This window comes from Calditrichota bacterium (genome assembly GCA_013151735.1).
Lineage (GTDB): Bacteria > Zhuqueibacterota > JdFR-76 > JdFR-76 > BMS3Abin05 > BMS3Abin05.
In genome coordinates this window covers 1-12,048 of record JAADHR010000056.1, presented here as the reverse complement: position 1 = coordinate 12,048, position 12,048 = coordinate 1, and the positions used below count along the sequence as shown (strand labels likewise).

The window sequence follows — 12,048 nt, the reverse complement described above, 5'->3', positions numbered from 1 at the left end:
AGTCGTTATGCAGCAGCCTGGCGATGTGATGTATTTTTGGATCTCTTTCATTCTTTATCTTTTGGGATTTTTGTCCTTTACGCTGTATCTGGCATTCAAAAATAAAGTCATTACGACGACGGCTATTTCTGCAATGGTTGCAGGCTTCATTTTTCATACAATTGCCCTGACCATTCGTTGGGTACAGGCGAAGCACTCTCCCTTTTCCAATATGTACGAATACATGTCTTCCATGGCCTGGATGGCGGTGCTGCTTTTTTTGATTTTTCTCTGGAAGTACAGAAAGCCGATTATCGGTTCATTTGTTTCTCCGATTCCGGTCATGTTAATGGCGGCGGCTTCAATTATGCCCAAGGAAATTTCACAGCAATTAATGCCCGCTTTGCAGAGTTACTGGTTTGAGATTCACGTATCGATGGCGGTTTTGGCAGAAGGGGCATTTGCTGTGGCCTTTGGTGTCAGTATCATGTATTTGCTTCGACAAAAAATGGGGGACAATCCCAACATCAAATCTCTTCCCAGTCTGGAGCTTCTGGATGATATCAATTACAAAGCCATTAGTATCGGCTATCCTCTATTTACGGTGGGAGCGCTTTTTGCCGGGGCCATCTGGGCATACAATGCCTGGGGAAATTTCTGGAGCTGGGATCCAAAAGAGACCGGTGCACTGATCATCTGGCTCTTTTATACGGTTTACCTGCATGCGCGTTACCAGAGAGGGTGGCGCGGCAACAAGGCCGCCTGGATGTCCATTATTGGATTTTTAATGGCACTGGCATCCTTCTTTGGAAATTTAGTGGTAGGCGGTATGCATGCCTACGTTTAGTCTCCCAAAAATAGATTCTCTGAAATCCCGCGATTGTTTCAATCAGCGGGATTTTTTTTGTCGTTTCGTAAGCGTTTCAACCTTCTGGTAGAAAAGAACCCAGGCCTCCGGTGATTTCCGAAAATAGGCCAATATCTTTTGAAGGGAGTCATTTGTAATGGAGTGGGTTTTAAACAGGAGGATCAAAGATTCCTGTTTCAGACTGTCGGGGACAGCGGCCGTTTCGCTTAATTTGGCCTGTGCGTATACGGTTGCCAGGGAGTCCAGAGAAAACGGTGGTTTGGGAGTCTTGGACTGCATTTGACATCCCCACGAGAAAGGAATGACCATCAGAACCACCCAAAAGAGTGCGGCGCCCGTATTTAAATACACATTTTTCAAGATTTCATTCGCTTTTTTGTTGTATTTTTATTGAATATGTATTATGTTTTTAAGATATTATTCCCCGATATTTCCAAAAAAACAGGGAAGAAACGGGAATCCATTAAACAAGTTTGGATCTGTTTTTTGACGGCTGAAATAATTTCATTTTAGTATAGCATGTTTTGGGACAAAAATCAAGAGAAAAGCATTTCGGACACATTCATGCGCGTACTGTATTTTTTCTTGCGTTTTATCGGTAAAAAATCACTCACATTTGTTTCCGAATCCGGAACGGCCTTTATTCTCTTCGTCAAATCCATGCGGGCTCTTTCGTATGTGGTTAAGGACCGGCACCTTGTATTTGAGCAAATGTATGAAATTGGCGTGCGATCTTTACCGCTGGTTATTACGGTTGGCATTTTTACGGGGGCCGTTTCGGCATGGCAGGCCGCGTACCAGTTTAAGGGATATCTGCCGCTCTCTTTCGTGGGGCCGGCTACCGCCAAGGCTATTTTTATTGAATTGGGGCCGGTACTGACGGCACTTGTTTTGGCCGGTCGGGTGGGTGCTTCCATTGCAGCCGAATTGGGCTCGATGAAGGTGACCGAGCAAATTGATGCGCTGGAAACACTTGCGATCGATCCCATTCGCTTTTTGGCCATGCCGCGGATTTTGGCGTCCACAACGATGATGCCCATTCTGGTCATTTTTTCTGATCTGATTGCCCTGATCGGTGCCTTTTTGGTCAGTAATATGTTGCTGCACATTTCAACGGAAGTTTTTTTTAATGGGGTAAAGGAATATTTTATTGTTTATGATGTGTTAAGCGGTTTGGTGAAGGCTCTGGTATTTGGAGCAACCACAGCCATTGCCGGTTGTTATATCGGATTTGAGACCACAGGCGGAGCCGAGGGGGTGGGACGCTCCACCATTAAGGCATTTGTCATTTCCTCGGCACTGATTCTTATGAACGATTACATCATTGCGATGGTTTTATTCTAATAAACGGTGTTTGTGATTTTCAGATGATCGAAATTGAACATTTAAAAAAGAGCTTTGATTCCAAACCCGTTCTGCGGGATGTCAATCTTTCCATTCAACGGGGCAAGGTTACCGTCATTATTGGTCGGTCCGGGTGCGGGAAAAGTGTGCTGCTGAAACTGATTCTGGGGCTTATAAAGCCGGATGCGGGGAAAATTTTTGTAGAGGGACAGGAAGTCACCCACATGAATCAGGAAGAAATCTACAAAATGCGGCGTAAATTCGGAATGCTTTTTCAAAATGCGGCCCTTTTTGATTCCATGACGGTGGAAGAAAATATGGCGCTCCCGCTGATTGAACATTCGGACCTCTCTTACGATGTCATTCAAAAGCGGGTTCGCGAAAAATTAAGTATGGTGGGTCTTCCGGGAATAGAAAATCTAAAACCCGCGGAGCTTTCCGGGGGAATGAAAAAGCGCGTGGGGCTGGCGCGTGCGCTTATGATGGAGCCCGAAATCGTTCTTTACGACGAACCGACCACCGGTTTGGATCCCATTATGTCGGATGTGATTGACAATGTCGTCATTGGGTTCAACAAGAATTTGGGGATCACATCCATTGTGGTGACGCACGATATGAAAAGTGTTTACAAAATTGCCGATCGGGTAGCCATGATTCAGCGCGGGGTGGTTTTATTCGACGGTACACCGGAAGAGCTCCGGCAGACGGACGATCCCGTTGTCAGGCAATTTATTGAGGGAAAAGCGGAAGGGCCGATCAAGATTAATCGGGAAATTATTTACACGCGCCGCGAGGAAGAAGAGAAGCTGTTCTAAATGGCTGCTCAAAAGAAGAAAAAAGAAAAGACCCGTTTTGTGTGCCAGGAGTGCGGTTACGATTCCCCCCGGTGGCTTGGGCGGTGTCCGGCTTGCGGGGCCTGGAACAGCTTTGTGGAGGAAAAACAGACAAGGCCTGCCGTTTCTCAAAGATACAGGGGATTTGAACAATCCCGCCCGGTTCTTCTGTCGGAAATTTCTCTGGAAAAAAGGCCCCGACTTTTATCGGGAAGCGAGGAATTCAACCGGGCTCTTGGCGGCGGCATCGTCCCCGGTTCAATTATCCTGCTCAGCGGCGATCCGGGAATAGGAAAGTCGACACTGCTCTTGCAGAGAATGGCTGAATTTGCAAATTCAGGTCTGAAAACTCTCTACGTTTCAGGAGAGGAGTCCGTTCAGCAAACACGCATGCGGGCTGACCGGCTTGGACTAAAAAGCGACAATCTGTTTTTGTACTCGGAGATTGATCTGTCCGCTGTTTTGGAGACCATCGAGTCACTACAGCCGGAAATAGTGGTGGTCGATTCAATCCAGACCATTTACAATCCGGAATTTGAAAGTGCCCCGGGCAGTGTGAGTCAGGTGCGGGAATGTGCGCTTCGTCTGATGCAATTGGCCAAAACCACAGGCATCCCCATTATCCTCGTGGGGCACGTCACAAAGGAAGGCGCCATTGCCGGGCCGCGGGTGCTGGAACACATGGTGGATGCGCTGCTCTATCTCGAAGGCGACCGGCAGTACCAGTATCGGATTCTTCGAACCGTCAAGAATCGGTTTGGATCGACCAACGAATTGGGGGTGTTTGAGGTTCGGGAAAACGGGCTTCGGGATGTGTCCAATCCCTCCGAACTCTTTTTGTCAACCGACCGGGAAAACCTGTCCGGATTGGCGGTAACCTGCACGATCGAGGGAACCCGGCCTATTTTAGTGGAAATTCAGGCTCTCACGTCTCAGTCGGGTTTTGGCATGCCCCAGAGAACAGCAGCGGGAATCGATCATCGGAGATTGTCGCTTCTTTTGGCGGTTTTGGAAAAGCGAGCCGGACTTCGAATCGGGTCGTTTGATGTCTTTGTGAAGGTGGCAGGCGGATTGCGTCTGGATGAACCGGCTGCGGACCTGGCCGTGGCTCTTGCCATTGCCTCCGGTTTTCGCAATCGGGTGGTTCATCCCAAAGCCGTTCTGGTTGGGGAAGTCGGATTGGGAGGGGACATCCGGTCGGTTTCGCAAATTGACCGCCGGGTTTTGGAGGCCGAACGGCTGGGATTTGAAAAGATTCTTGTTCCCAAAAAATCGCAGGAGGCCATTTCACGGAAACCAGGCATTGATTTAATTGAGATCAAAACAATTCGAGAGGCTCTTGAAGCCGCGTTGGAATAAAAGGAATGGGGAGTTTTGAAACCCTTTTTTGAATTAATTGCAGAAGATCCGAAAACGGGCGCACGGGCGGGTGTCCTGCATACCGATCACGGCGATGTGGAAACACCTGTTTTTATGCCTGTCGGAACCCAGGGAACCGTTAAAACACAATCGCCGCAGGAGCTTCTCGAAAATAAGGCCCAAATTATTCTGGGGAATACGTACCATTTGTATCTGCGCCCCGGGGGGGATTTAATTCGGAAAGCCGGTGGGCTGCACCCGTTCATAAGCTGGCCAAAGGCCATTCTAACGGATAGCGGGGGATACCAGGTGTTCAGTTTATCCGACCTGCGCAAACTGAGTTCGGAAGGGGTGCGCTTTCAATCGCATGTGGACGGCTCGAAACATTTATTCACTCCGGAAAGTGTTGTGGATATTCAAAGACAGCTTGGTCCGGATATCATGATGGCGCTGGACGAGTGCACGCCCTATCCGTGTACAGTCGAGTATGCAAAAAAATCGCATGAATTAACCGTCGAATGGGCAAAACGGTCTAAAGAGCAGTTTGAAAAAACGCAGGCATTGTACGGATATCGTCAATTTCAGTTTGGCATTAATCAGGGCAGTACGTACCGGGAATTGCGGCAGGAGAATCTGGAAGAGCTGCTTGCCCTGGATTTTGACGGATATGCTATTGGGGGTCTTGCTGTAGGAGAGCCTAAATCGGAATTATATGAAATTACGGAATTTGTGGCTGCACAAATTCCCAAAAACAAGCCCCGCTATTTAATGGGTGTGGGGAAACCGGAGGATCTGGTTGAAGTGATTGCGCGAGGTGTCGACATGTTTGACTGCGTGATGCCCACACGAAATGCCCGGAATGGCACGGTTTTTACCCGGGAAGGACGGCTGGTTATCAAGAATGCGACGTACAAAGACGATTTTCGTCCGATTGATGAAACGTGTTCGTGTGCCACATGCCGTAATTTTTCAAGGGCGTACATCCGGCACTTGTTTTCTGTGGGAGAGGTGTTGGCGCTTCGGTTGGCAACATACCACAATATTCATTTTTATCTGGACCTGGTTCACAGGGCCCGAAAGGCCATTCTCAGGGGACAGTTTAAAGAGTTTCGCGAAGAATTCTATTCCAATTATCACGTAATCGAGGTCAATCAACATCAAAAACCAATTAAGAGGAGGAAGTAAACGTGCTACTAAATATCCTACTGCAGGCAGGGAAAAGTCAGGGAAATACGATGATGGCTTTGTTGCCTTTTATTTTAATTTTTGTCGTGATCTGGTTGTTCATGATTCGGCCCCAATCGAAAAAACAAAAGGAAGTGCAGGCCATGCTGAAATCTCTGCAGAAGGGGGATAAGGTGGTCACGATTGGCGGCATTGTGGGAACGATTTCGGGTTTTAAGGAAGCCGATGATACCATTATTTTGAAAATTTCGGACAATACGAAAATTGAAATTACCCGTGCAGCCGTCGCCAAAAAGTTAAGCTAAAATGGGTAACCGCAGGCTTTACGCCTGCGCACGCACTCGTAAAGGGTGCGGTTACGTAAGGTGCGAATACACTAATATTCGAGGGTATGTGTGCGAGTTGTTTTTATGGGAACGCCTGATTTTGCAATCCCAACGCTTCAGGCGCTTCTCAAAAGCAAACATCACGTTGTGGGTGTTGTTACCCGGGAAGACAAACCAAAAGGACGAGGACTTCGCGTAGAGCCTCCGCCCGTTAAAGTGTTTGCTCTGAAAGAGGGGTTGCCGGTTCTTCAGCCGGAATCCCTTAAAGAGCCCGAATTCTTGCAACAGCTGCAAAATTGGAAAGCGGATGTTTTTGTGGTGGTGGCCTTTCGGATTTTGCCGCCGGACGTATTCACAATTCCTCCGGTCGGAACCATTAATCTGCACGCGTCGCTGCTCCCGAAATACCGGGGGGCTGCGCCGATCCAATGGGCTTTGATTAATGGTGAAACAGAAACGGGTGTGACAACGTTTTTTATTGACGAACACGTGGACACCGGGACGATTCTTCTTCAGGAAAAAATAGCCATCCGGCCAGACGACACGGCTGAGGAATTGCACAACCGGTTGTCGGTCCTTGGAGCCCAGGTAGTTGTTCGTACCCTGGATTTGCTGGAAAAAGGCAAATTGCAGCCGAGGCCGCAAGTTGGTACTCCTACCCGGGCGCCAAAAATCCAAAAAAACGATTGTGAAATTGACTGGAGTCTCCCGGCTGAAAAAATTGTGAATCTGATTCGCGGTCTTTCACCGGCACCCGGGGCCTTTACCCATCTTGAAGGAAAGCTTCTAAAAATATTTCGGGCAAAGGTTGTTTCGGATGTGGAAGCGGGTCATTTTGTTCCGGGAGAAGTTGTGGATACCAGCGCGCAAAACGGACTTGTTGTAGCGGCGGGCAAAGGGGCGGTGGCTCTTTTGGAGCTCCAATTGGCAGGGAAAAAACGGTTGCCGGCTGCCGATTTTTTGCGCGGACATCCGTTGCAAACGGGAACCGTTCTGGGTATGAAACAGCTGCGCATTGCTAAAAGCCCACCCTAAATTGCGGGTATAAGGCCAATCGCCTTTGCGAATCAAGTGAAAGCTCAAAATAAATGTTTACCCAAGACTCAAAAGACAGTGAGCAAACCAAAGGTCGCTGGGTGGCCGTTTGGACATTGGTGCAGTTCTGGAAAAGAAAAACGTTCCTTGCAAAGTATCTTCACTCGGAGTTTCGAAAAAACCGCGTTCCGCCGATTGATCGTCCGTTTGTAACAGAATTGGTACAGGGTACGGTACGCTGGCACTTGTACCTGGATTGGATTCTCCGGCAGTTTGTTCATAATCAATATGACAAATTACCGGATGTCATTCATGCCATTCTGCAGATTAGTCTGTACCAGAAATTGTTCTTAACCAAGATTCCTGATTATGCCATCGTAAATGAAGCGATTAAACTGACCCGCCAGGGCCATCAGGAAAAGTTGGTGGGATTTGTGAACGGGGTTCTCAGAAATGTCCTGAGAAATGTGGACGAAATTGATTATCCGGATGAACGTGAAGATCCGGTTCAGGCGCTTTCCGTTCTGTTTTCATTCCCGGAATGGATGGTCCGCCGTTGGACGGAGCGCTACGGTGTGGAGTTTACGCGCTCGCTTCTGGAAGCGCTGAATCGTCCTCCCGCAACGTCTGTGCGGGTAAATACGTTGAAAATAACCCCGGAAGACTATTTTGAGATTTTGCAGGATGAAGGATTTCATCCCCAATTCGGCCTTTACTTGCGGGAATTTTTGCTTGTTCACAAGAGCCGCTGGGTCGAGAAATTCCCTTTTTATCACGAGGGTAATTTCTCCATTCAGGATGAAAGCGCCGGCCTTGTGGCTCACGTATTGGATCCACAGCCCGGGGAAACTATTTTGGATATGTGCTCAGCGCCCGGAGGAAAAACCACACACATTGCCGAATTGATGAGGAATCAGGGACGGGTCATTGCTGTGGATTTGTACGCACACCGCCTGCAGGTCGTTGAGGAGAACGCAAAACGACTGGGCTTGGATTGCATCACATCCCTGGTGGCAGACGGCCTGACACTGAGTTTAGAGCCTGTGGATCGTGTTTTGGTTGATGCGCCCTGTTCGGGCCTGGGGGTGATTGCCAAAAAGCCTGAGATTAAGTGGCGGCGGACACCCCGGGATATTCGGGAAATGGCAGACCTTCAGTCGGGTCTTCTGGAAAATGCTGCCAGGTTGGTCAAGAAAGGGGGCATCCTTGTGTACAGCACGTGCACGATTGAGCCCGAAGAAAATGACCATCAGATTGAGAAATTTTTAGAAAATCACAAAGATTTTGTTCTGGAACCTCCCGACGCATTTGTGGGTGAAAAAGTAACGGACTCCGGGAAATGGGTCAAAACCTTTCCCCATATCCACGGGGTCGACGGATCCTTTGTCGCGCGATTGAAAAGGATTTAGATTCATCCGAATCAAGTGTGCGTTTGAAAGAAACAGATGACACACCGCGTCCCTCGACAGGCTCGGGAACCGCGGCGGATTCGCAATGACAAATACTTATTTTTTCTAAAAAAAGAACTTTCTATACAGCTCCTGGCTGAGACTGTGAAGTAACCAATTGTGTTGGATTAAATTTGCCGGAATTGTGATTTGAACCTAAATACAGGGTGATCGTGTGGAAGACGAAACATACATTGCAAAGAAATCGAAGAAAGCAATGATCAAAAAACTATTTCTTTGGTCAGCGGCTGCTTTTATCGGGTTGATTGTTTTTGTGATTACGTGCGATCAGGTCATCATGCCGCTTTATGTCAAACACGGTAAAGATGTGGTCTTGCCACAGGTTGTTGGGCTGCCTTTTGCGAAAGCCGATAGTCTGTTAAAAACGCAGGGTTTTAAGGCAATATTGGATAAGGAAGTCTACAGCTCAAAATATCCCAAGGGAACAGTTACCTTTCAAAATCCCTTTCCGGAATCGATTGTCAAAAAAGGACGACGTGTTTACCTGACGGTGAGCAAGGGTGAAAGACGCGTGGCTGTTCCGAAGCTTGTCGGAGGATCTGAACGGGATGCCGAATTGAAACTCCGCAGACTCGGTTTGAAGGTCGGTAAGAAGAATTATGAATTTTCCACCTATTTTCCAAAAGGCGTTGTGGTGAGTCAATCGGTAGCACCCAACGATACCCTTCAGGTGGGGCAAAGTGTAGATTTTACAGTCAGTCTCGGGGATATTCCGGAGCACTTTATTGTTCCCAATCTGGTGGGCAAGAGCCTGAAAGAGGCAACCTACATTTTACTGCATTCGGGCCTGAAAGTGGGCGTGGTTTCGAAGGAAGTCAATAACGAGCTTCTGCCCGACACGGTTATTCGCCAATCGGTACCGGCGGGAACCGAAGTTGAGATGGGGCAGGCCATTGATTTGGTGGTAAGTGAATTTGATTCGGAAGGAGGCCATTCTGCATCCCCGGAAAATTAAAATCGCGCCGTCGATTTTGTCGGCGGATTTTGCTCATCTCGCCGAGCAAATCAGGCTGGTGGAAAATGCCGGAGCCGATTTCATTCATCTGGATGTGATGGACGGTCATTTTGTCCCGAATATTTCATTCGGGCCGGTGGTCATCCGAAATCTTCGAAAGGAGACAACCCTCCCCTTTGATGCCCACTTAATGATTACGGATCCGGATCGCTATCTCGAAGATTTTAAGAAGGCAGGTGTGAATATTTTGACCGTTCACCAGGAGGCCTGCACACACCTGCACCGAACTATTCAGCGAATAAAACATCTTGGAATGAAGGCTGGCGTGGCGTTAAATCCGGCCACCCCGCTGGAGATGGTTGAGGAAATTCTTCCCGACATTGATCTTTTGCTCATTATGACCGTTAATCCCGGATTTGGCGGACAGGCATTCATCGAGACCATGCTTTCAAAAATAGAGCGGGCGGCACGGCTGCTTGAGACCCTGCCTCAGCCCGTTGAGTTGGAAATAGACGGCGGAATTGATGCCCGGACGGCAGAACAGGTAACCCGAGCAGGTGCAACGGTGCTGGTTTCCGGATCAGCCATTTTTCAAAAAGAGGATATTCCCGGGGCGGTGCGCGAGATTTTGGCCCGGGGACGAGTCCATGAACGCAGGATCTGACGTGGCGTCCGATCAGAATTTTCAGGAAAATAAATCCTTTTGGAGAGAAACCCTGCGAAAAACCATCCACGTTACGGGGCTTCTCATTCCCGTAGCCTATTGGTACTTTCCGGAATTTTGGAGTGTTTTTCTTCTTTCCGCAGCGTTGCTGGTGGCTGTCGTGGTGGAAATTCTGCGATTTCGGAATCAAACCTTCCAAAAACTCTTTAATCGTCATCTCGGTTTTTTGCTTCGGCCTGAAGAACACGCATCCATTACGGGAGCCACGTATTGGATTGTTGGTGCGCTGATTACCATTCTGATTTATCCCAAAGACATTGCCATATTTGCAATTAGTATGCTTATTGTATCTGACGCCCTGGCGGCCTGGGTGGGCAAAGGAGTGGGCCGGATACGGATTCGATCGAATAAAACGTTGGAAGGCAGTTTGGCATTTTTTTTATCGGCATTTTTAATAGCCCGAATTATGCTTCATTGGTCGGGACCACTGGCCGCGGCAGGAGCACTGGCAGGAACTGTTCTTGAGTGGGGTGTTTTTCCGCTGAATGACAATCTTACTGTTCCCATTGGCAGCGGATTATTTCTGGTTCTCTTAAAAGCCGTTTCTTAGGAACCTTTTTACCGGATTGCCCCGTGATATTGCCTGAAAGGAGTAAAAATTTCATCTAATTGGCTAAAAAATATAAAAAAATATTAAATTTTTAAAATTTTTCTTGACAATCACTGAACTAATCATTACATTCAATACGTATTATTTCGTACGTCTTGTGGAAGATCAATTTTTAATTCACTGGATTTTTCACAGGCGGTTTTTAGTATTATTAAGGAGGTTTTTTAATGACTCACGGTAAAGTAAAATGGTTCAATGAAAACAAAGGTTATGGATTCATTGAACAGGAAGATGGACCAGATGTCTTCGTGCATTACACGTCAATTGAGGGCGATGGCTATCGTTCCCTGGCAGAAGGTGATGAGGTAGAATTTGAGGCCGTACAGGGCGAAAAAGGACTTCAGGCGTCTCGGGTTGTTAAAGTATAAAGGGGGGCGATCATTCTTGATCACGAACCTACACATTTAGCACCAACCCCGATTTTTCAATCGGGGTTTTTTATTTGCAAAAATAAGTGTTGAAATTTACGTCCAAAACATGCATATTTTAAAGAGAAAAGAATGTCGTACCCGCGGCACAAGGCGAAAAAAACCGGGAGAGTCTGATGGATTTTTCATTTAAAGATTCTGACATCCAAAAAATAGCTTCTGTTCTGAAAACAACGGCCCATCAATCCGGAAATTCCTGGCGGATGATTGTGGCTGATCCGGAAGAGAATCGGAAACTTTCTGTAGAGATTTATTCCAATATTCCCATTGGATCCCGAAACGGGAATTTAATCTCCGTTTACACACAGGATTCCCATCTTCAATTACATTTTTGTACGGCGTACGTTGTCAGTGAATCATTGGGTGAAGTAACCTTTGTTTCGGAGTCACCCGAGAAGATTTCGGGGCTGATTATTGAAAGCGGTGCCTCTTGTTCGATGTATGCTAATGTGGACAGGCAAGTTCTTTCCGGTGATTTTACTCGATTGGGTCCGGAAGTGGTTTTATCGGGTGTAGCACTTTCTCTTACAGAGAAGGTGTTGTCAGAATAGCTGGATTCCGGATGAAACAGAAGAATTTTGAAGAAATTAAGCGATTTGTGGAGAGCGAGGGGGCTGCCAAAATCGGCGTGGCCCGCGTAGATGATTCCCTTAAGCAGATCTTTAATCTTTCCCCAACCGAATGGCAAAACTGGCCGTATGCCCTGTCCATTGCTATTCGTCTTTCCAGAGCGGTATTTGACAGCCTGGATGATCATCCGACCCTGTTGTACAAATGGCATTATAAGCAGGCGAATGCCCAATTAGACCGGATTGCCTTTCATCTTACGAACAAAATTCAGGAAATGGGGTATCGGGCGCTTCCGATTGCGGCCTCTCAAATCATCGACTGGCGGAAACAAAGTGCCCACGTATCGCATCGTCACGTGGCTGT

General features: G+C 47.6%; 15 protein-coding genes. 14 read left to right on the top strand and 1 reads right to left on the bottom strand.

The genetic code is table 11. The features are described from left to right. The first annotated feature begins 7 nt into the window (after positions 1-7). On the top strand, positions 8-826 hold the full coding sequence (gene ccsB, locus GXO76_03770) for a c-type cytochrome biogenesis protein CcsB (protein ID NOY76970.1): 819 nt from the start codon (positions 8-10) through the stop codon (positions 824-826). Between the two features lie 42 nt (positions 827-868). Here the strand turns inward: ccsB and GXO76_03765 are convergent, their stop codons facing one another. Next, positions 869-1,126 (bottom strand): hypothetical protein, encoded by a 258-nt coding sequence (locus GXO76_03765; protein NOY76969.1) that lies wholly within the window; start codon positions 1,124-1,126, stop codon positions 869-871. 285 nt (positions 1,127-1,411) lie between these two features. On the opposite strand from GXO76_03765, the gene GXO76_03760 reads away from it, so the two are divergent. The 13 genes from GXO76_03760 to GXO76_03700 all read left to right on the top strand — a co-directional run. Next, positions 1,412-2,191: an ABC transporter permease gene (locus tag GXO76_03760; protein ID NOY76968.1), complete on the top strand. Its 780-nt coding sequence runs from the start codon at positions 1,412-1,414 to the stop codon at positions 2,189-2,191. A 23-nt stretch (positions 2,192-2,214) separates the two neighbouring features. Beyond that, positions 2,215-3,006 carry an ABC transporter ATP-binding protein gene (locus GXO76_03755; protein ID NOY76967.1) on the top strand — a complete coding sequence of 264 codons (792 nt, stop codon included), beginning with the start codon at positions 2,215-2,217 and terminating at the stop codon, positions 3,004-3,006. Continuing rightward, positions 3,007-4,383, top strand: a complete 1,377-nt coding sequence (radA, locus tag GXO76_03750) for a DNA repair protein RadA (GenBank protein NOY76966.1) — start codon at positions 3,007-3,009, stop codon at positions 4,381-4,383. A 15-nt stretch (positions 4,384-4,398) separates the two neighbouring features. Continuing rightward, complete coding sequence (gene tgt / locus GXO76_03745) at positions 4,399-5,568, top strand: tRNA guanosine(34) transglycosylase Tgt (GenBank protein NOY76965.1); 1,170 nt, start codon at positions 4,399-4,401, stop codon at positions 5,566-5,568. A gap of 50 nt (positions 5,569-5,618) precedes the next feature. Further along, complete coding sequence (yajC, locus tag GXO76_03740) at positions 5,619-5,873, top strand: preprotein translocase subunit YajC (GenBank protein ID NOY76964.1); 255 nt, start codon at positions 5,619-5,621, stop codon at positions 5,871-5,873. A 90-nt stretch (positions 5,874-5,963) separates the two neighbouring features. Then, positions 5,964-6,929 (top strand): methionyl-tRNA formyltransferase, encoded by a 966-nt coding sequence (locus GXO76_03735; GenBank protein ID NOY76963.1) that lies wholly within the window; start codon positions 5,964-5,966, stop codon positions 6,927-6,929. A gap of 53 nt (positions 6,930-6,982) precedes the next feature. Continuing rightward, on the top strand, positions 6,983-8,338 hold the full coding sequence (gene rsmB / locus GXO76_03730) for a 16S rRNA (cytosine(967)-C(5))-methyltransferase RsmB (protein ID NOY76962.1): 1,356 nt from the start codon (positions 6,983-6,985) through the stop codon (positions 8,336-8,338). A 256-nt stretch (positions 8,339-8,594) separates the two neighbouring features. After that, complete coding sequence (locus tag GXO76_03725; protein ID NOY76961.1) at positions 8,595-9,353, top strand: PASTA domain-containing protein; 759 nt, start codon at positions 8,595-8,597, stop codon at positions 9,351-9,353. After that, positions 9,349-10,017, top strand: a complete 669-nt coding sequence (locus tag GXO76_03720) for a ribulose-phosphate 3-epimerase (protein NOY76960.1) — start codon at positions 9,349-9,351, stop codon at positions 10,015-10,017. The genes GXO76_03725 and GXO76_03720 overlap by 5 nt, the downstream gene beginning before the upstream one ends. Next, positions 10,001-10,627, top strand: a complete 627-nt coding sequence (locus tag GXO76_03715; protein ID NOY76959.1) for a phosphatidate cytidylyltransferase — start codon at positions 10,001-10,003, stop codon at positions 10,625-10,627. The genes GXO76_03720 and GXO76_03715 overlap by 17 nt, the downstream gene beginning before the upstream one ends. A 227-nt stretch (positions 10,628-10,854) precedes the next feature. Further along, positions 10,855-11,055, top strand: a complete 201-nt coding sequence (locus tag GXO76_03710; GenBank protein NOY76958.1) for a cold-shock protein — start codon at positions 10,855-10,857, stop codon at positions 11,053-11,055. Positions 11,056-11,231: 176 nt separating this feature from the next. Continuing rightward, complete coding sequence (locus tag GXO76_03705) at positions 11,232-11,666, top strand: hypothetical protein (protein NOY76957.1); 435 nt, start codon at positions 11,232-11,234, stop codon at positions 11,664-11,666. Positions 11,667-11,677: 11 nt separating this feature from the next. Next, the coding region (locus GXO76_03700) for a hypothetical protein (GenBank protein ID NOY76956.1) at positions 11,678-12,048 on the top strand (371 nt) is incomplete at its 3' end.

Bases quoted from the DNA above. Each gene is read 5' to 3' on its own strand.
- GXO76_03710 (NOY76958.1), top strand. From the start codon at position 10,855: ATGACTCACGGTAAAGTAAAATGGTTCAATGAAAACAAAGGTTATGGA.
- rsmB (NOY76962.1), top strand. From the start codon at position 6,983: ATGTTTACCCAAGACTCAAAAGACAGTGAGCAAACCAAAGGTCGCTGG.
- GXO76_03725 (NOY76961.1), top strand. From the start codon at position 8,595: ATGATCAAAAAACTATTTCTTTGGTCAGCGGCTGCTTTTATCGGGTTG.
- GXO76_03760 (NOY76968.1), top strand. From the start codon at position 1,412: ATGCGCGTACTGTATTTTTTCTTGCGTTTTATCGGTAAAAAATCACTC.
- yajC (NOY76964.1), top strand. From the start codon at position 5,619: ATGATGGCTTTGTTGCCTTTTATTTTAATTTTTGTCGTGATCTGGTTG.
- GXO76_03755 (NOY76967.1), top strand. From the start codon at position 2,215: ATGATCGAAATTGAACATTTAAAAAAGAGCTTTGATTCCAAACCCGTT.
- GXO76_03715 (NOY76959.1), top strand. From the start codon at position 10,001: ATGAACGCAGGATCTGACGTGGCGTCCGATCAGAATTTTCAGGAAAAT.
- ccsB (NOY76970.1), top strand. From the start codon at position 8: ATGCAGCAGCCTGGCGATGTGATGTATTTTTGGATCTCTTTCATTCTT.
- GXO76_03705 (NOY76957.1), top strand. From the start codon at position 11,232: ATGGATTTTTCATTTAAAGATTCTGACATCCAAAAAATAGCTTCTGTT.
- GXO76_03765 (NOY76969.1), bottom strand. From the start codon at position 1,126: ATGCAGTCCAAGACTCCCAAACCACCGTTTTCTCTGGACTCCCTGGCA.
- radA (NOY76966.1), top strand. From the start codon at position 3,007: ATGGCTGCTCAAAAGAAGAAAAAAGAAAAGACCCGTTTTGTGTGCCAG.